This window comes from Bacillus sp. es.034 (assembly GCF_002563655.1).
Classification (GTDB): Bacteria; Bacillota; Bacilli; order Bacillales; family Bacillaceae_B; genus Rossellomorea.
In genome coordinates, this window is record NZ_PDIY01000001.1 from 3,893,259 (window position 1) to 3,910,723 (window position 17,465).

18 protein-coding genes are annotated in these 17,465 nt (G+C 44.9%); 7 read left to right on the forward strand and 11 right to left on the reverse strand.

What is annotated here, in order from left to right:
• Nucleotides 1–2: 2 nt before the first annotated feature.
• From ATG71_RS19825 to ATG71_RS19835, 3 genes are all read right to left on the reverse strand, one after another.
• Nucleotides 3–1,214: a metallophosphoesterase family protein gene (locus ATG71_RS19825; protein WP_098441146.1), complete on the reverse strand. Its 1,212-nt coding sequence runs from the start codon at nucleotides 1,212–1,214 to the stop codon at nucleotides 3–5.
• A gap of 144 nt (nucleotides 1,215–1,358) precedes the next feature.
• Nucleotides 1,359–2,609, reverse strand: a complete 1,251-nt coding sequence (locus ATG71_RS19830; protein ID WP_098441147.1) for an ABC transporter permease — start codon at nucleotides 2,607–2,609, stop codon at nucleotides 1,359–1,361.
• The gene (locus ATG71_RS19835) at nucleotides 2,602–3,501 is read right to left on the reverse strand and encodes an ABC transporter ATP-binding protein (protein ID WP_098441148.1); all 900 of its coding nucleotides are present in this window, start codon (nucleotides 3,499–3,501) and stop codon (nucleotides 2,602–2,604) included. The genes ATG71_RS19830 and ATG71_RS19835 overlap by 8 nt, the downstream gene beginning before the upstream one ends.
• Before the next feature lie 190 nt (nucleotides 3,502–3,691).
• On the opposite strand from ATG71_RS19835, the gene ATG71_RS19840 reads away from it, so the two are divergent.
• Entirely contained in the window at nucleotides 3,692–3,877 is a 186-nt protein-coding gene (locus ATG71_RS19840) for a YhzD family protein (RefSeq protein WP_034763288.1), read from the forward strand.
• A gap of 94 nt (nucleotides 3,878–3,971) precedes the next feature.
• Here the strand turns inward: ATG71_RS19840 and ATG71_RS19845 are convergent, their stop codons facing one another.
• The 6 genes from ATG71_RS19845 to ATG71_RS19870 all read right to left on the reverse strand — a co-directional run bounded on the left by ATG71_RS19845 (nucleotide 3,972) and on the right by ATG71_RS19870 (nucleotide 10,866).
• Complete coding sequence (locus ATG71_RS19845; RefSeq protein WP_179886588.1) at nucleotides 3,972–4,766, reverse strand: enoyl-CoA hydratase; 795 nt, start codon at nucleotides 4,764–4,766, stop codon at nucleotides 3,972–3,974.
• A gap of 102 nt (nucleotides 4,767–4,868) precedes the next feature.
• Nucleotides 4,869–6,482: a long-chain fatty acid--CoA ligase gene (locus ATG71_RS19850; RefSeq protein WP_098441150.1), complete on the reverse strand. Its 1,614-nt coding sequence runs from the start codon at nucleotides 6,480–6,482 to the stop codon at nucleotides 4,869–4,871.
• A gap of 182 nt (nucleotides 6,483–6,664) precedes the next feature.
• The gene (locus tag ATG71_RS19855; RefSeq protein ID WP_098441151.1) at nucleotides 6,665–8,158 is read right to left on the reverse strand and encodes a coproporphyrinogen III oxidase; all 1,494 of its coding nucleotides are present in this window, start codon (nucleotides 8,156–8,158) and stop codon (nucleotides 6,665–6,667) included.
• Nucleotides 8,159–8,291: 133 nt separating this feature from the next.
• Nucleotides 8,292–9,164, reverse strand: a complete 873-nt coding sequence (locus ATG71_RS19860) for a Cof-type HAD-IIB family hydrolase (protein ID WP_353616293.1) — start codon at nucleotides 9,162–9,164, stop codon at nucleotides 8,292–8,294.
• Nucleotides 9,165–9,298: 134 nt separating this feature from the next.
• On the reverse strand, nucleotides 9,299–9,652 hold the full coding sequence (locus ATG71_RS19865; RefSeq protein WP_034763247.1) for a YlbF/YmcA family competence regulator: 354 nt from the start codon (nucleotides 9,650–9,652) through the stop codon (nucleotides 9,299–9,301).
• A 74-nt stretch (nucleotides 9,653–9,726) separates the two neighbouring features.
• Nucleotides 9,727–10,866 (reverse strand): DUF445 domain-containing protein, encoded by a 1,140-nt coding sequence (locus ATG71_RS19870; RefSeq protein WP_098441152.1) that lies wholly within the window; start codon nucleotides 10,864–10,866, stop codon nucleotides 9,727–9,729.
• A 131-nt stretch (nucleotides 10,867–10,997) separates the two neighbouring features.
• On the opposite strand from ATG71_RS19870, the gene ATG71_RS19875 reads away from it, so the two are divergent.
• Genes ATG71_RS19875 through ATG71_RS19890 form a run of 4 tightly spaced genes read left to right on the forward strand, consistent with a single transcriptional unit; the run spans nucleotide 10,998 to nucleotide 15,988 of the window.
• Nucleotides 10,998–12,329 (forward strand): YheC/YheD family endospore coat-associated protein, encoded by a 1,332-nt coding sequence (locus ATG71_RS19875; RefSeq protein ID WP_098441153.1) that lies wholly within the window; start codon nucleotides 10,998–11,000, stop codon nucleotides 12,327–12,329.
• A gap of 4 nt (nucleotides 12,330–12,333) precedes the next feature.
• Nucleotides 12,334–13,425, forward strand: a complete 1,092-nt coding sequence (locus ATG71_RS19880; protein ID WP_098441154.1) for a YheC/YheD family protein — start codon at nucleotides 12,334–12,336, stop codon at nucleotides 13,423–13,425.
• The gene (locus ATG71_RS19885; RefSeq protein WP_098441155.1) at nucleotides 13,425–14,798 is read left to right on the forward strand and encodes a YheC/YheD family endospore coat-associated protein; all 1,374 of its coding nucleotides are present in this window, start codon (nucleotides 13,425–13,427) and stop codon (nucleotides 14,796–14,798) included. Before ATG71_RS19880 ends, ATG71_RS19885 begins: the two co-directional genes overlap by 1 nt.
• Nucleotides 14,795–15,988 carry a YheC/YheD family endospore coat-associated protein gene (locus ATG71_RS19890; protein WP_098441156.1) on the forward strand — a complete coding sequence of 398 codons (1,194 nt, stop codon included), beginning with the start codon at nucleotides 14,795–14,797 and terminating at the stop codon, nucleotides 15,986–15,988. The genes ATG71_RS19885 and ATG71_RS19890 overlap by 4 nt, the downstream gene beginning before the upstream one ends.
• A 41-nt stretch (nucleotides 15,989–16,029) precedes the next feature.
• Here the strand turns inward: ATG71_RS19890 and ATG71_RS19895 are convergent, their stop codons facing one another.
• On the reverse strand, nucleotides 16,030–16,428 hold the full coding sequence (locus ATG71_RS19895; protein ID WP_060670520.1) for a ferritin-like domain-containing protein: 399 nt from the start codon (nucleotides 16,426–16,428) through the stop codon (nucleotides 16,030–16,032).
• A gap of 126 nt (nucleotides 16,429–16,554) precedes the next feature.
• On the opposite strand from ATG71_RS19895, the gene ATG71_RS19900 reads away from it, so the two are divergent.
• Together ATG71_RS19900 and ATG71_RS19905 are read left to right on the forward strand one after the other, a co-directional pair.
• Nucleotides 16,555–16,764 (forward strand): YheE family protein, encoded by a 210-nt coding sequence (locus ATG71_RS19900; protein WP_098441915.1) that lies wholly within the window; start codon nucleotides 16,555–16,557, stop codon nucleotides 16,762–16,764.
• Between the two features lie 97 nt (nucleotides 16,765–16,861).
• Nucleotides 16,862–17,050, forward strand: a complete 189-nt coding sequence (locus ATG71_RS19905) for a hypothetical protein (RefSeq protein WP_098441157.1) — start codon at nucleotides 16,862–16,864, stop codon at nucleotides 17,048–17,050.
• A gap of 56 nt (nucleotides 17,051–17,106) precedes the next feature.
• Here the strand turns inward: ATG71_RS19905 and ATG71_RS19910 are convergent, their stop codons facing one another.
• The gene (locus ATG71_RS19910) at nucleotides 17,107–17,367 is read right to left on the reverse strand and encodes a metal-sensitive transcriptional regulator (RefSeq protein WP_034763238.1); all 261 of its coding nucleotides are present in this window, start codon (nucleotides 17,365–17,367) and stop codon (nucleotides 17,107–17,109) included.
• Nucleotides 17,368–17,465 lie beyond the last annotated feature (98 nt).

The window sequence follows — 17,465 nt, forward strand, 5'->3', positions numbered from 1 at the left end:
CTTCAATTTTTTTCACCCCCACTTTTCAGTAAGTGCTTTGTTTCTTCTATGAGATCGTTCTTCTCTTCGTCCTCCAACGGGGCAAGAAATCGGTAAATCGACGGATGTTCATACAGCTCTGCCAGGACTTCTTCCCACTCTTCCCCTTCCAGGTATTCAAGGGTCGAAATCATATCCTGAAGAAAGGGATCCCGTTCCTTTAACACTGTGGTGGCGGGAGAACGGTGTATGGAGTGAACCCATTTCAATTCTCCATGACTTTCCATATCGGATTGCAGCGCCTCCAGGAGATCGCCATTTTCAACCTTCCTCATCATATCTTCAGGGAGCGATTCTGCATCGGTTAGGACGATTTCAATCAAGCTATCTTCATTTATGGTTTCCACCGCCTGTTGGATGCGCTGAAACACTTCACCAAACCTCGCTATACCTTGCAGGGATACATCGCATGTTTCCCACAGCAAATCATGGGTGGGAATGAACGTCAGCTCTGTCTGATGCTCACCGAGTAAGACCTCATAGCATCCCTTTGCACCGGTCTCCTTTCGATGCCTGCCCTGGATATTTCCGGGATAGACGATAAATGGCTCTTCATGCAAGATCCGGCGTTGATGAATATGCCCAAGTGCCCAGTAATGGTAATTCTTATCCAATAATTCATTTATCGTAAAAGGGGCATACGTTTCATGGGAAGAATGCATGCTTCCTTCACTTCCATGCAGGATACCGATCGTATAACGCTCAGCCGTTCCTTTAGGATATTCCCCGATCCTTCTTTCCCGGATATGCCTTGTTCCATAGCTGAACCCCACAAGATCAACCAGGGTACCAGTCCTCGTGGTAAGCTGTTTCACTTCTGTTTTCTCATGAAAAATATGTATGTTATCCGGCATATCCAGCTCTAAACGACGGCTGCCGAGATGATCATGATTTCCGTGGACGACGTATACAGGGATATGATGTGAATGTAGGATTTGAAATTGTTTCACTAATTTAGCCTGAGCCCTTATGCTTCGGTCTTCTTCATCGAACAAATCCCCACTGAGAATCATAAAGTCGATCCCTCTTGCAATCGCTTCTTTCACCACTTTTTCAAAAGAAGCAAAGGTACTATTATGTATTCGTTCAAATAATTCTGTCGGTAAATGCTTCAGCCCTGTAAACGGACTGTCCAAATGTAAGTCTGCTACATGAAAAAACCGAATGTTCTCCATGAAATCCCTCCTCCAACACTACGAATATACGTTCTGATATTCATTCATTATATCCTAAAACCGGGGAAGATTTCAGTATGTATTAACAAATTATCACATTCATGCATAAAAAGGCTGCCACTTTTAAAGGTGACAGCCTTCCGCTTATTTCTTTGATGTTAAATCGATGGCTTTCTTAATATCTTTATATGAATTGGACTTCCCGTATAATAGCACTCCTCCACGATAGACACGTGCACCGAATACTCCCAGTAAAGCGATGGAAACAATCAGGACGAGTATCCCGATGACCGGCTCATACACCGGCAGGTTCAGCATCCCGACACGAAGGAACATGACCATCGGTGTGAAAAAGGGGATGTACGATGTAACCGTGACAAAGCCCGATTCCGGACTTCCAAGGCCAAACATGGAGATGAAGAACCCGATCATGATCAGGAAGGTCATCGGCATGATCATCTGCTGGACATCTTCAATTCTACTCACAAGAGATCCGAGCAGCGCTGCAAGGGTTGCATACAGGAAATAACCAAGCAGAAAGAAGATGATAGCATAAATGATGACACTGAGTGATAGGGATTCAAACCCGAATCCTTCAAAGAATCCCCCTACCAGTTCATCCTTCTTGCGGATCAGGGTGAAATAACCTACACCAAGGATAACAGCTAATTGAGTCAAGCCAACGAGACCGATCCCAATGATTTTGGCAAACATTTGTTTGACCGGTGATACACTTGATATGAGGATTTCCATGACCCTGGAGCTTTTCTCTGTGGCGACCTCCATCGCCGTCATATTGGCATACGCAATCACCGAGAAATAGATAAAGAATAATAAGACGTATACAATGCCCCTTGCCTGACTCAGTTCTTCTTCAGACTTTGCCCCTTCAAGCAGTGCCTCCTTCTCGAAATCAACGGGGGCGCTTAATAAGGATAGCTCCTCCCCGGACAGATCCAGCTTACCCGCAGCAAGGGAAGATTTCACATTCTGCAGGGCTGCCTGCAATTCCCCGGTCACGGCAGACTCCGATAACGAGTTTGATTTATACAGGGCCTGTGGCAGCCCATCACTGCTTTCACTTAAGACCAATAAACCTTTATATTCTTCCGACTCTATTTTTTTCTCGATTTCCTTTGTTGATTCCGAAGCAGGCTCTAATTGAATCTCACTATTCATCGTCTCCAGCTGCCCCAGGAGCGGTTCATATAATGTGCCCGTTTCATCCTGAACCGCTACCCTGCTTTCTTCCTCATCCGTGAAACTCGAAATGACGCTGTCGAAATTGGCCAGCAGGACAAGTGCTGCGGCAATGATGATCGTGGATATGATAAAAGACTTGGCTTTCAATTTTGACATATAGGAATGACCAAGGATCAAGAAGAAGTTATTCATAAGAAGTTCCCACCTTTTCTATAAATATATCGTTCAGTGAAGGTTCCTCAAGCTCGAATTTACGCAGGAAGCCCTTTTGGACAACATCATGAAATACTCCTTGGGCGGCAGCCTCGGATTCCACCTGGAGCAGGACTCCTTCCGTTGTTTCTTTAAGCTTTGTCACTCCCTGCATGTCCTTAAGGTAGGTAATGTCGAAATCCGCATGTATCACGACATTCTTCTTTCCAAAGGAACGTTTGATTTCCTTCAGTCCGCCATGTACCACGGGACGCCCTTTATGCATGATACACAAGCTTTCACAGAGCTCCTCCACATGCTCCATCCGATGACTTGAAAACACGATGGTCGTTCCATTCTTCTTGATTTCCCTGACGGCGTCCTTCAACAGCTCCACATTCACGGGATCAAGACCGCTGAATGGTTCATCAAGGATCAATAGTTTCGGTTTATGAATGACCGATGCGATGAATTGAATTTTTTGCTGATTCCCTTTGGAGAGTTCCTCCACTTTTTTATTGAGGTATTGAGGAACATTGAATCGCTCCAGCCAATAATCCAATTCTTTCAGGATCGTCTTCTTTTCCATCCCCCGCAGGCGTGCCAAATAGACGATTTGATCACTTACCTTCATCTTCGGATAAAGTCCCCTTTCTTCCGGGAGATACCCGATTTTGGGACTGGTGGAATAATCAATCCCCTTGCCGTCCCACGTGATCCTGCCTTCTGTTGCATCCAATAATCCCAACACCATTCGAAAGGTCGTCGTCTTTCCGGCTCCATTCGCCCCAAGGAACCCGAACATTTCACTTGGGGGAATTTCTAGTGACAGCTCATCTACCGCTGTGAAATCCCCAAACCTTTTGGTGACCTGTTGTAATTTCAAACTCATCTTTTGTTTTCCCTCCTGTTGCCCTTTAATGAAATCCGGCATTCTTATCTCTAGTACTCTACGATTTTATCCATAAAAGGTTTCATTTTCCATTCTTTTTTCATTATCAAACTATTTAGACTTCCCAAAAAAATGATAATATGAAAAAATAAAGAAGAACATCATTTTAAGTACAAAGGGGTATTACATAATGAAAGTATATAAACTGACGGTTTTCGAGAAAGACGGCAAAAAAATCCTAGACGAATCATTCGAAGCTTCCTCTGACAGCGAAGCGAAGAAAATGGGCGAAACCATGCTTGAGGAAAAAGGCTATGCTGAACATACGCATCGCTGTACGTCCCCACTTGGGAAACTCTTGCTGTTTCATGTGTAGAAAGACTTCTTGCATTACAGACTTCAATGGCTGTAATGCATTTTTTTGGATGTACGAAAAAGAACCAGCCTTAAAGACTGATTCCCGTTATCCATTATTCACCCTTGAATTCAGGTCTCCTCTTCTCCACGAATGCGCGGATGCCTTCCTGGTGATCGGAGGTTTGGCGCATGAGCCACTGACCTTCCTTCTCAAGATCAAGTGCATGCTGCAATCTTTCTTTGTTTAACTCCACATATACTTCTTTCGTTTTCAGCATGGCTTTCGTCGGCGCACCTAATACCTGTTTCGTATAGCGTGCTATGCCTTCCTCCAATTTCCCTGAAGGGATGGCTTCATCGACGAGCCCCTTCATCAGGGCTTCCTGTCCTTCAAATACTTTTCCATTCCAGATCAAACGTTTTGCCTTATGGGTGCCGAGTCGTTCCTGTAGAAGGAAATGACTTCCTCCATCCGGGATCAAAGCGATTCCGATAAAGTTCATGGCGAGCTTACTATCCTCTTCACAAAGGATATAATCAGAAGCCAGGGCGAGGCTCAACCCGAGCCCCGCCGCTGCCCCGTGAATGCCTGTCAGGACCACTTTCGGCATGGAATACAAGGTCATCACCAGTTCACTGATCGTATCCATGATCTGAGAGAACTGTTCTTCTCCACTTAATGACAGCATGGACTTAATATCTCCCCCTGAGGAAAATCCCTTCCCCTCCCCTGTCAGGATCAATAAAGAAATCGATGGATCATTTTTCACTTCCTTCAAAGCAGCCAGTAATTCTTCCATAAGCCGGGCATCCAATGCGTTCAGGGACTGCGGCCGGTTCAAATGAACCCTCGCCACCTTCCCATCTTTATGTAATTTCACTGTTTCATATTGATTTGACACTGTCAAAAAAATCCCTCCCCTTTCTATTAGCATAGCGCAGAATGATTATTTAGAAAAGTACAATAATTCAAAAATGGAGATCGACATAGAGCCGATCTCCCGTCTCATTTAGATTTGTTTCATTTGATCCTGAACCTGATCCCTGAGAGCCCTCTTCAAAAATTTCCCCACAGAGGTTTTCGGGATTTCATCCAGGAACAGTATCTCATCCGGCAGCCACCATTTCGCAAACTGAGGCTTCAGGAATTCCATGATTTCTTCCTTGGTCACACTGCCTTTTCCCGAGTCCTTTAAAACGACACAGGCAATCGGACGTTCCTGCCACTCCTCATGGGGCACTGCCACCACAGCAGCTTCGAAGATATGCTCATGGGCCATGAGGGCATTTTCAAGATCCACGGAAGAAATCCATTCCCCACCGGATTTGATCAGATCCTTCGTGCGGTCGACGATCTTGATATATCCCTCTTCATCAATGGTGACGACATCTCCCGTATACAGCCAGCCATCCCTGAAGGCATCCCCGGTGCGTTCATCTTCATAATACTCAGAAGCGATCCAGGGCCCCCTTAAGGCAAGCTCCCCCATTTCGATACCATCCCATGCCACTTCCCCGTCTTTCCCGACGATCTTCATATCCAATCCAGGGACGAGGATCCCCTGCTTTGCTTTCAAGTCGAGCTTCTCTTCGGGAGAAAGATCGTCATGATAGCTTTTGGATGCGGCGATCACAGCGAGTGGGCTCGTTTCAGTCATGCCATACGCATGCATGAACGGGATGCCGAACTTCTCTTCGAATGACCGGATCATCCCTTTCGGAGCTGCCGATCCCCCACACAGAACGGAACGAAGACTTGAGAGATCATACTCATTTTTCTCCAATTCATTGAGTAATCCAAGCCAAATCGTCGGTACCCCTGCAGAAATGGTCACCTTTTCATCCTGCATGAGCCCGGCAAGCAGTCCAGGCGTGAAATATGGTCCCGGCAGAACCTGCTTACTACCGAACCAGACCGACGCAAACGGGAGTCCCCAGGCGTTCACATGGAACATGGGCACCACCGGCAGGGCAACGTCCCTCTCACTGACCCCTGTCGTATCAGCCAGACCCAGTGCCATTGCATGGAGCACGATGCCCCGATGGGAATAGATGACTCCTTTAGGGTTTCCGGTCGTTGCCGACGTGTAGCACATTCCAGCAGGGGCATTTTCATCAATGTCGTTGCGGAATTGGAACGATGGATCCCCCTCTTCCAACAAGCTTTCATAATGATACACAGGCTCAAGGGTCGTTTCAGGCAATTCTCCATCGGTCATGACGATGAAGGCTTTAACCGTCGGGATCTGGTCCTTCACCTTCTCAATGAGCGGGACGATGTCCGGATCGATCAGCAATACTTGATCCTTCGCATGATTGATGATGTAAACGATATGTTGGGACGATAAGCGGATATTGATCGTATGTAATACGGCTCCGCTACATGGAATCGCAAAGTACGCTTCTAGATGACGATGATGATTCCATGCAAGTGTACCGACTTTGTCTCCTTCTTCAACTCCGAGTTTCGACAGGGAGCTTGCCAGCCTCCGCGTTCTCTCACCCCACTGTTTGTATGTGAAGCGGTTGATACCCGACTCTGTCCGGGATACGATTTCTTTCTTAGGAAAATACTTTTCGGCTCGTTCAATCATTTGTGTCAATAGCAGAGGTGTTTGCATCATATTCGATCTCTCCCCTCAAAATAGTAAGCGTTTACAATAAATGTCTGATTTTCTGTGTCTATCTTACTAATTCTCCTTTCATGATGATATTTCCTTTAAGCGGGAATGAAATATTCCTGTAATGAGCGGGGAAACGGAAGCAAAAAAAACACGCCACTAAAATTGAAGCGGCGTGTCTCTTTTTATGAAAATAAATCATTTAAGATCTTGATTTTCTTTTCTGTGTACTCTTTGAATCCAAGGTTATAGGCATTCGGTTCTTTCGGATTGGCGAAGTGCGTGATCTTACCGGTTTTCGGATCAATGAATTTGCTTGCCGCCCCGCAGCCGATTCCAATGATGGTCTGGACTTCTTCCATAATCATGATGTTATAGATGCTGTCCTGCTGGGGAAGGGCGTATCCCACATTTTCCAGGTTACCAAGAATGTTCTTCTGACGGTATAAGTAGTATGGCTCATAACCGTGTTCCTTGGTCCAATCTTCAGCAAGATTCATCATCTTCTCGATCTCAAGCCGATCCGCCACTTTATACTTGTCCTTATTCTTCGTCATTTCAGACGCCCGCTTAAAGGACAAGGTGTGAACCGTCAAGGATTCAGGCATAAGCTTCTCAGTTTCGTCCAAAGAATGCTGTAGCTCCGGAAGCTCCTCCCCTGGAAGACCAATGATGAGGTCCATATTGATATTGTTCATGCCCATACCACGGGATAAATGAAATTTATCAATCGTTTCCTCCACTGTGTGATGGCGCCCGATCGCTTTTAAGGTTTCCTGGGTGTACGATTGAGGATTGATGGAAATACGGTCGATATTCCATTTATTGAGCACTTCGAGTTTATCTTCGGATATCGTATCCGGTCTCCCTGCCTCCACCGTTACTTCCCTTACCTTCTCGACATCCGGGAAGGAGCGGTACATCTCTTCATAAAGAGCATCCATTTCCTCAGCTGTGATGGACGTCGGGGTACCCCCGCCATAATAGATGGTCGTAATCTTGATATTGTTTTCTCTCATCCAGCGTCCCATTTCCTGGATTTCGTAATGAAGTCCCGCCAGGAAGGAATCGACCCTCCCCTGTTTACCGAGAATCGCATAGGCAGGGAACGTGCAATACGCACACTTGGTTGGGCAAAACGGAATGCCGATATAAATGCTCACTTCATGCTGAAGGTCATAGAGATCAGGTACGACGGATAATTGACGATCCACGATGCTTTGCATCAACTGAATCTTTTCATCCGTGATCAGGTATTCTTTTCTTAACTTCTCATGAATCTCTTCCTTGGGCAATCCAAGCTGCATCTGCTTATGAATGAGCTTCGTGGGGCGGATTCCGGTCAAGATGCCCCATTTCTGCCTGATCCCCGTCAAATCTTGAAGAACATTCAAATACACATGGGAAACAGCCGTTTTCAGCTGTTTGAACCGTTCTTTCTCATTTTCATAAGGCACCCAGTCGTGCTCATAGCGTGCTGTGTATGATTGTCCTTTTAAATTCGTTAATATGGCTTCCGCCTCTATCTTGTCTTCTGAAGAAAGTTCTATATGGACTTGAAGATCGGCCTCATTACAATCACCGAAGTGAATGGCAGACTCTTCAAAGAATAAATTCGCAATCAATCGCAGGGGGCGTTCAAAACGCTCATCCTCGATTCCTTTTATCAAAACATTCACGTTCTAATCACCTTTCATAAAACTAATAAGCTTTTATAAGTGTACAGAAAGGGGTGGGAATGGTCAATGGTCCGAACCCTCCCAACGAAAGAACACCCCGTATTCCTGTTGGAATGACGGGGTGTTCCTTTAGTTACGATTTTATGATATTCATTTTTTTCAGGAATGGGATGGGATGTTGTTTCCGGAATAACTCAGTGACAAAGTACGGAATCCCTTTTTCAACCTGACTGCGTGTGATCCAGTCCGCCGCTTCCCTCACTTGACGCGGTGCATCCCCCATGGCGACGCCGAGGCCGGAGCACTCCATGGAATCAATGTCATCTATGCCAGATCCTACCATCACGATTTGATGCTTCTTCACTCCAAGACGCTCAGATAGATACATCAATCCCCTGAGCTTTGATACACCCTTAGGAACGATATCCAGTTTATAGTCTGACGTCGGGATCGCGTCCACTTCTTCATACATTCCTTTTAACGAAGCGACAACGTCCAACATATCTTCCCTGTGTTCCATCACAACCGAAATCTTCGGTACCGCCATCGGATTCTCCAACAGGTGATCACTCACCCGGTCCACAAACTGTTTGCTGTAAAGTAATTTGGATTCTCTTTGCCATGAGACCTTTGCCATCTCACGTGCCCCGGTACTGGTTTTGCCTACGATGGACCGCTTTTCGTGGGACAAGTGTACCTGACATGAAAATCCTTCAAGGAATTGAGAGATTTCATACGTAATGTCTTCCGCAATTTTTTTCACATACATCGGTTTTTCAAGCTCGCCTGCGATATAGGCACCGCTGTGTGTAACAATCGGGCTTTCAAGCTTCAGGGCTTTGGCTACTTTCTTAGCAGAAGCAAAACTCCGGCTTGTAACCAATGTGACCGGAACCCCTTTATCTTGAACGTACTCAATTGCTTCCTTCGTTTCCTTCGCAATTTTTCCGTTTTCATTTACGATTGTGCCATCAATATTCAAAGCCAGCATTCGATAGATCATCATTGGTGTCCCCCCTATATGTTGTCTACTCCCTTTCTCTACTTTTATGAAGGATGGGAGACAAATATGCCAAGGGTGTGGAAAGCAATAAAAAAAGACCGACTCCCCATCAGGAAGTCGGTCCCTCTTCATAACGATTATTTTTGCATTGAACCGTAAAGTTCTTCAAGCGGCTTCATGATGACTTTGTTTAAGTCATTGATCACCATGCTCATGCGTTGCTCAGCTTCCATAAGCTTTGCAATCTTTTCGTGTTGCTGAACAAGTTGAGCTGTTTTTTGAGCCTGCTCCACTTCTTCCTGGGAAATCTCTTCACCGCTCATTTGTTTTTGTTGAAGAGTCATTTGAATGTTTCTGAAGTTTTCAAACATCTTGTTAGCAGATTCGTCATTGTTTACTTCATCATACATTTTCTTCAGTTGCAGGAATTCATCGCTCTGACGCAATGCGCTTTCCAGTTCGTTCGCTTGATCGTATAAGTTAATAGCCAAAATACGTACCTCCTAAAATTTCAGTCTCCCTCACTATAACAAACAATGGGGTTGATTTCTAGGCAGGACCCTTATCAGGATATGAAAAGGGCGATCAATCCCTGAATGATCCCGATCACGCCTCCGAGCAGAGCACCGAGATAGGTGATCATTTTGAATTCCCGCCTCGAAATGCCGAGGACGAGTTCCTCGAGCCTGCCGACAGAGAAAGATTCAACCTGCTCCTGGACGATATGCTGAAGGTGCATCTTCTCCATGAGATTCGGAATCTTCTTGGATAAGAGGTCCGTCCCTCTATCCACCCATTTCGGCAGCTGTTTGTGGAAGAAGGATTGCTGGTGCGGTTCGAGCCAAGAACTGAGCGGTTTCTTGAGGTGACCGTCGATGTTGACGAGTTTGACCAGTGACGTTTGGACGGTCTGGATGAGCTCCTCTTCCGGCAATCTGTCGATGAACTCTTCCAGTTTCATCTGTTTCAGCTTCGACCACTCTTTTGACAATAGGTTAAAGAGGATCTCCTGAGTACCTTCATGCTTGATGAACTTGACGATTTCCGGCTGCACTTTATCCGCAACCGAGGTGTTGCCGAGGAACATGCCAAGCATGTTTCCGAGCATGCCGCGTTCTTTCAGAAAATCGTCGATCATGATTTTCACTTTCATTTTTCCTTCAGGGCTTGTGAAATACGTTTCCGCCCTGTTTGCAATGAAGTCGACAAGCTTCGGAATACTTTCTGAAACCTTTTCCTGCCACCTCTCAGGGAGTGCCTCTTCCAGTTTCATAGACGTATAGGACTTCTTTGTATCCTTGATCTTTACTGCGACCCAGTCCTCAAGCCATTCATTGAGTCGATGGGAGGAAACGGGGATTTGGAGGGTATCGAGCCACTCATCCACCGTTTTGTCGGATGTGAAGACCGGCTGCAATTCTTCGGACAGCCAGAGGGTCACATCCTTTTGGAAGTCTTCATTCATCACTTTTTTTTGAAGGCTTTCAGGGGTGATTAAGTGGTCCACCACCATCTTCCCTAGTTGTTCCGCCAGTTCCCCCCGTCGTTTCGGGATCAGTCCCGGTGTGAATGGGACTTTGAATTTTCCGATATAGTATGCCCGATAAGGCCTGAATAACATTTTTATTGCGAGTGAATTGGTGACTCCCCCAATAAGGGCCCCAACGATTACCATGAATAATACCAGGATGAAAGCATCCAACATGAGTGCACCTTCCTTTTCTACTTCTCTCGTTTGAACATTTTGCCTATGTTTACATAGAATGCTATATCAACATTAGCCCAATAAATTATTATAAAGTCATTCTAACGGGTTATGCAAACGGGGAATGCCGGATGAAGATAAAATGTTCATTTATTTCGCGTCAATCGAAGGACCATCATCATTTATACATTCCAGAAAAATGGATGGACCGCTTTCCCTTTCAACGACATATGACGTTGAAATGTGGCAGCTCCCTTCTTGACGTGACATGCATGGGAACAAAAACAGATTCTTTACAGATTATGTTGGATACATCCGATTCATTATTCGCATCCATCCCACCATTGGAAAATATATGGATTTCTATCGATACGAGGAATGCCATGATCCATATGGGACCTGTTGCGGCTCTCTTACTCAATCAATCTTCTCTCGCGACCATCCATTCCCATTCTTTAAAAGAATATTTTACAGAGTGTCAGGAATGGTTTCAACGAAAAGGTGGATTTTTCTACCTGCTTCCCCTTTCCTCCTTCGCCGGGAATAAAAGGGAAGGTGTTTATTATAACGGGAACGATTGGGAAACCGGTCTTCTACCTGATCCCCATCTCCTATACAATCGATGTCACTCACGAAAAATAGAACGGTCCCCTTCCTTTCAAAAGGCTCTTGGACGCACTCTGGACCGGGGCATCCAGGTTTTTAATTCCGGCTTTTTGTCCAAAGATGAGGTTTACAATGCATTAAAAGACAGCCCCGCCCTCTCACCACACCTGCCCGAAACCGTAAAGGGCCTTGATTCCTTAGAGAAGATGCTTACCTTGTATAAGGATGTTTTCGTGAAAGGGATAAATGGGAGCAAGGGACGCTACATCATGCGTATCCAAAAAAGAGACGATGGATTTCATATGCAGCAAAATTCATTTTCAAACGAGAATCCGCTCACCTTTCCGACCTATCCTGCTTTGTACAAACAGCTTAAGGCTTGGTGTAATAGTACTTATCTGGTTCAGGAGACAATCCCCTTCCTAACGGTCGAAGGACAGCCTTTGGACTTTCGATTTCTTTGTCATCAGAACCGGAATAAAGACTGGGAACTGGTCTCATCGGTAGCAAGAATTGCTTCACAGGATCAATTCGTGGCAAATGTCGACCAAGGCGGACGGATTGAAAAGCCTCTCCCGGTCTTGCAAACGATTTTTTCTCCCAGGGAGAGCCTGGCTATCATGAAAGGGATGAAAGAATTATGTATACACGCTTCAACGCTTCTTGCCGATAGCATGGAAGGACACTTCGCTGAACTTGGCATCGATATCGGCATCGATCAGTCGGGAAAACCATGGCTGATTGAAATCAATTCCAAGCCCTCTAAACGGACCTACTTAGAGAACGACAGGATTCGTCCTTCGGTTAAAGCACTTTATGAATATAGTCTAGCAATCTGGACTAATAAGGAGGAATAATACGATGAATCACTCATTGGGCATCATGACCCTCACCCCGGAAGTGACAAATGAATATTTTCTCGAAATTGCAAAGCAGTCCCCTTCATATCCAATCGACCTTTACCTGTTTTCTCCACAGGGAATATCTCCTTTAAACGAAACCGTTGAGGGATTTCATTTCGACAGGGTGACGGGGGAATGGGAAAAGGATGCCTTTGAAATCCCGGAGTACATCTATGACAGAACCTATTATCAGAGGGATATGAAGTCCCGGCAGGCGAGAGCTGTCGTTCAATGGTTAAAGAACCAGAAGCATATCCGTTTCCTAGGGTACGGATTACCAAACAAATGGCATCTTTATGAAAAACTGAAGCAGACCTCCATCGCCCCCTATATCCCTGAAACATCCTTAGTGACAGGTGGAAAACATTTATTAAATCTTCTCCTCAAACATAAAGATATAATAATCAAACCTGTCGACGGTGCCCATGGTTTTGCCGTTTACCATCTCGTTGCAAAACCACATGAAATTCTCGTTCGCACCACCAAAAAGCAAGGAATCATAGAACAATCATTCCCAAATGAAGTTGTCTTTCTAAAATGGGTCGATCACATGCTCAAGCTTCACACGTTCATTTGCCAAAAAAGGCTGCCAAACCTGACGAAAGGAAATGCCCCTTTCGATATGCGCATTCTCCTGAATAAAGATCGCAATGGGGAATGGAGGGAATTCCAACGTGCGATCCGTCAAGGTGAAGAGAATGGGATTCTGACGAATATCAGCCGTGGGGCATCCTATCTTTCCTACAGTGAGTGGAAGGATGGCCAGGATTCACATACATGGGATTTTATCGACGAAGAACTTACATCTATTTTGGAAGAAGTCCCTATACTGCTTGAAAGACATTTTTCCCCTCTTTTTGAAATTGGGGTCGATCTCATTATCGGGGATGATCATTCCCTATGGATCCTGGATCTGAACTCTAAACCGGGGCATAAGGTAGTGGATGCATTACATCCCGGGAAGTTGCCAACATTATATCAGGCACCTTTAGATTATTGTGACTTTCTGTCCTCACAATCTCTTTCATCCTTAAGGCGAGGTGATTTCTAATGCTCCATGCATATAAAGTCGAATACTTCCAAGATGAAGAAAGCATCCTCTACCTTCCGTCCGGGTTCAAAACCGGGGAAGGCACCCTTCCACACACCGTGATACTCGGGACCAGAAGACAACCCGCCAGCTGCAGGCGCCATCCGAATGGACGTAACGTAATGGGGATCAGTACAGGTTTAGCGGAAAGGCTGCACCTTCCCTTAAAAGTGGATTCCCTCTCCCTGTATTGTAAAGATGAATGTTTACACGCAGGGGTACTGATTGGAATCTTCACTGCGGGTTTCACAAGTTTCCGATTAAGTCCCATCGGACAACGCTCCCACTTCTTCAAGAAGCTATTATCGGTCCAATCTTCCTTGGGAGTCGTCCCCTTTGTATTTGGAGAACGGCATATTGATTGGGAGAATGGACTTATCAAAGGGTTCTTTCATTTTGGGGAAGGATGGGAAATGGAAGAAATCCCTTTCCCGAATGTGATTTATGACAGACTTCCGAACAGGCAGAGTGAAAAGCGGAAAACCTATCAGGGACTGAAGGAGAGACTGGAAAGAGAATACGGGATTCCGTGGTATAACCCAGGATTCTTCAATAAAATGGACCTTTTCGAGAGATTGGAAAATGATCTGACGGTTCAACACTTCCTTCCAGAAACCAGGCCGTTTCAATCATTTGAGGAAATGGAGCGGATGCTTTCCGCCTATAATCATATTTATTTGAAGCCGAAAAACGGGAGTCTCGGAAACGGAATACACAAAATCACGTATAACCGGTCCACAGAAGAGTATTACTGCCGTTTCAGGGACAGTGATCAGAAGAACCGTTTATTAAAGTTTAAATCACTGGAGCAGCTGGCCAATACAGTGTTCAAAAGCCGGAACCTGGACTCCTTCATCGTCCAGCAGGGAATCTCCTTACTGAAAGAGAATAATCGTGCCATCGACTTCCGGGTCCATACAAATAAAGATGAAGAAGGAAACTGGCAAGTCAGTGCAATGGCGGGAAAAGTGGCCGGAACGGGAAGTGTGACGACACATGCGAATAATGGTGGAGAAGTGAGGGTCCTTTCAGAACTATTCCCTGAAGAAAGTGAAAGACAAACCCTTGAAGCGGCATTAAAGGAAGCGGCATTATTGTTGTCACACGCCATTGAGGAAAATCTTGAAGGATTCATCGGTGAAATAGGCTTCGATTTCGGTGTGGACGAACAACACCGCATTTGGATGTTTGAAGCAAACTCAAAGCCTGGCAGATCAATATTCTCACATCCTGACTTAAAAAGGTTTGACTTATTAACAAGGAAGCTCGCCCTTTCATTTGGCATTTTCCTCACGCACCAAAGCTTGGATCATCCTGAGGAAATGATACCATGATCATCCATTACGACCGGATAAAGAAGACCTTTTTTCACGGGGAAGAACCCATCACAACCTATGGATTCGGGAAGGACTCCTTTCTCTTATCCTCTAAAGCTTCCAGTCAATGCTATACCTTTACCATATCCCCCCGCAAGAGGAATCGTCCCGCGATTCCCTTAGTCGGCATCGTCTCAAGTAAAGAAGGAAAAAACAAATATAAGGGAAACTTTGAATTATTCCGGTCGATACAACAGGACGTCGAGCAGTCTGGAGGAATCTGCTTCGTCTTTTCCCCCCAGGATGTTCTGGGTGATTCAATAGAGGGGATCATGTATCATCATGTTTTACACAAATGGGTAAGATGCCTGTTCCCCGTTCCGAACGTCATATATAATCGTGTCCCATCAAGGCATGCCGAGCAAAATCAAGCATACGAGAAGCTTCTTCTTTTTATAAAGAAGCATGGGATCCCATTCTTCAACCCCCATTTCTTTAATAAATGGGAAGTCTACCAGCTGTTATCCAAAAATGATGAACTCAAAGCATATCTTCCACAGACCGAGATGGTTACCGATGAAGCCTCCCTTTCACGTTTCCTGTCCACGCATCAGAAAGTATATGTTAAACACTCTCTCGCTTCGCAAGGAAAAGGGATCCGACTGATTGAACTGGATGACAGAGGTGGTGTCCTATGTAAAAGCATTAAGAAAATAGAGAGATTCACATCGATCTCCAGGCTTCATCAAACGTATAACGAATGGTTTACGAGCAATCAGTGGATCATGCAGGAAGCGGTCCCATGTAAAACAGTGCACGAACATCGTTTCGACTTTCGCATATTAGTCCTTCACACAGGTGATGATTTCCGTTTGATCGGGATCGGGGTCCGCATGTCCCAGCGACAGGAAGTCACCACTCATGTACCTGCCGGCGGTAAAATCATTTCCCTGAAAGAAGTTGCAGATGCAGAAACAAAAAAAGAAATCTCAAGGATCGTTCAAACCTGCGGGGAAGAACTGGCTAAATCGTTTGGATATGTAGGGGAGTTTTCCATTGACCTCGCTCCCAAAGAACAAGGGGGATTCGTTTTGTTTGAAATTAATTCAAAGCCCATGTGTTTCGATGAGGCGGAAATTGAGACGAAGCGGAGAAAGCAGCTTGTCCGTACGTTCATGACACTCAGTGCTCAAAACAGTGAAGGTTGAATCTTCGTGAATGACACAAGGTTCAACCTTTTTCTTTATCGCTACCGTAAGGAATTATAGATGGTTGAAAATCTGGTTGCATGCTCCTGTTCATCTGTCATGGCAATAAAAAGCGGTTTATACGCCTGCTGATTGGGAATCTCCAGGAGCATATCCCGGTAAAACTCCGCCCCCTCCAGTTCATCCTTCAGTGCACGGAGCACCCCTTCCTTGAAAGTGGTGAAACCCACCTTTTCCTTCTTGTGCTCATAATACTCTCCCGTCAATAGATAGTGAAGATATTGAAACATTTCATAATGTTCTTTTTCATCTTTTTGAGCGTGTTCAATAAACTCTACGTACAGCGGATTGTTGGTCCGCGCTTTTAGCTCTTTATAGAAATAATAACCTGTCCATTCATCACTGATCGCCTTCTCTAAATCACGAATAAACGAATTCATTCTTCGTCCCTCCCCTATCTCTTCAGTAAATTCTATTAGAGAAGCCCTTCATTTATGATACATTTCACGGCCGGTCCTACACAGCTCGTGTTAAAACGTTTACAATATGAATGGAGGTGACAAATGATGATCCAACATTTTCAATTTAAGAACATGTACGAAAATAAACAGCTCCCGGGATGGACATTCTCCTTTTATTTCAGCGGGACCAAATATACAGGAATATACCATAAAGACGGAAGAATTGAATGGACCGGCCCCAATCCTTCTGCTGACAAAGAAGAGATCCTTAAGAAGCAGTTGCATGAACTGATGCTCTTCCATGTTTATGAGTGATGCAAATTACATAATACCCAAGGAAGAAAGAATTTAATCCTGCTCCATGCATAACTTCAGCCCCCTTTCTAAAACTAAAGAAAGGAGGCTGATGAGCATGAAAAAAGACAATAAGAACGATAAATTCCTTCCTGATACGAATTACGAAGGAAAAGAAAAAGCATTCCTGGATGTCGACCGTTTCATCAACGAAGGTATGTCCGGAGGTTCCGTGCACATGAGGAAAAACACGACCAACATCGAAGAAGCGATCGAAATCACCGACTACGAAGAACCCCCAAAATAATATGAACAAAAAAAGCTGCCAATCAGGAATCTTCCCCTTTGGCAGCTTTTTACCTTTTATCTACTTTTGACGAGCATATTGACAGCTTCTTGAATCGCATCTTCCGCCTTTATGCCCTCTTCTTCGGACTCGCGTATGCATGCTTCCAGATTCTTTGCCACGATGAGGCCGATCGTGCGGTCAACAGCAGTACGGACGGCTGATAGTTGAGTCACAACATCCTTACAATGCTTCTCATCTTCCATCATTTTCAATACTCCACGAACCTGACCTTCAAGACGTTTCATTCGATTCGTTACTTCTTTCGTATATTCCATTCAGGACACCCCATAAGAATTATTCATTATACAATAGTATTAAAATTATTGTACTTTTGCAATCATGCACTCTTTGATTACTCCAGCTATTTCAGTAC

Excerpts from the sequence above, each read along its gene's own strand:
- ATG71_RS19825 (WP_098441146.1), bottom strand. The coding sequence starts at position 1,214 with ATGGAGAACATTCGGTTTTTTCATGTAGCAGACTTACATTTGGACAGT.
- ATG71_RS19830 (WP_098441147.1), bottom strand. The coding sequence starts at position 2,609 with ATGAATAACTTCTTCTTGATCCTTGGTCATTCCTATATGTCAAAATTG.
- ATG71_RS19835 (WP_098441148.1), bottom strand. The coding sequence starts at position 3,501 with ATGAGTTTGAAATTACAACAGGTCACCAAAAGGTTTGGGGATTTCACA.
- ATG71_RS19840 (WP_034763288.1), top strand. The coding sequence starts at position 3,692 with ATGAAAGTATATAAACTGACGGTTTTCGAGAAAGACGGCAAAAAAATC.
- ATG71_RS19850 (WP_098441150.1), bottom strand. The coding sequence starts at position 6,482 with ATGATGCAAACACCTCTGCTATTGACACAAATGATTGAACGAGCCGAA.
- ATG71_RS19860 (WP_353616293.1), bottom strand. The coding sequence starts at position 9,164 with ATGATGATCTATCGAATGCTGGCTTTGAATATTGATGGCACAATCGTA.
- ATG71_RS19870 (WP_098441152.1), bottom strand. The coding sequence starts at position 10,866 with ATGTTGGATGCTTTCATCCTGGTATTATTCATGGTAATCGTTGGGGCC.
- ATG71_RS19875 (WP_098441153.1), top strand. The coding sequence starts at position 10,998 with ATGAAGATAAAATGTTCATTTATTTCGCGTCAATCGAAGGACCATCAT.
- ATG71_RS19880 (WP_098441154.1), top strand. The coding sequence starts at position 12,334 with ATGAATCACTCATTGGGCATCATGACCCTCACCCCGGAAGTGACAAAT.
- ATG71_RS19885 (WP_098441155.1), top strand. The coding sequence starts at position 13,425 with ATGCTCCATGCATATAAAGTCGAATACTTCCAAGATGAAGAAAGCATC.
- ATG71_RS19890 (WP_098441156.1), top strand. The coding sequence starts at position 14,795 with ATGATCATCCATTACGACCGGATAAAGAAGACCTTTTTTCACGGGGAA.
- ATG71_RS19895 (WP_060670520.1), bottom strand. The coding sequence starts at position 16,428 with ATGAATTCGTTTATTCGTGATTTAGAGAAGGCGATCAGTGATGAATGG.
- ATG71_RS19900 (WP_098441915.1), top strand. The coding sequence starts at position 16,555 with ATGATCCAACATTTTCAATTTAAGAACATGTACGAAAATAAACAGCTC.
- ATG71_RS19905 (WP_098441157.1), top strand. The coding sequence starts at position 16,862 with ATGAAAAAAGACAATAAGAACGATAAATTCCTTCCTGATACGAATTAC.
- ATG71_RS19910 (WP_034763238.1), bottom strand. The coding sequence starts at position 17,367 with ATGGAATATACGAAAGAAGTAACGAATCGAATGAAACGTCTTGAAGGT.